General features: G+C 55.9%; 1 protein-coding gene. It reads left to right on the top strand.

The window, feature by feature from the left end:
- Window positions 1-202 (top strand): hypothetical protein (locus HU765_RS26985; RefSeq protein WP_238344773.1); only part of this gene is annotated, 202 nt, incomplete at both ends.

Below are 202 nucleotides of genomic sequence, written 5' to 3'. Positions count from 1 at the left end.
CGGGAGCAAAACACATCAAGGCGGTGCAGACGGTAAACGGGCAGACGTCCGCTGCAACTGACTTGCTTGAGTTCTACATCAAGCCCCCACTTCCAACAATTACTGAACCGCTGCCTAAGGCCAGTCATCTGGGCAATGTGCTGGTGAAAGGAGCGTGCATGACGGGGGCGACGGTTGTGGTGCAAGACTCTAACGGAAACCC

Origin of the sequence: Pseudomonas sp. SWRI81, from assembly GCF_014268545.1 — a bacterium.
Classification (GTDB): Bacteria; Pseudomonadota; Gammaproteobacteria; order Pseudomonadales; family Pseudomonadaceae; genus Aquipseudomonas; species Aquipseudomonas hamedanensis.
Note: the sequence above shows the minus strand (reverse complement) of the source record. Positions and strands in the feature narration are given on the sequence as shown.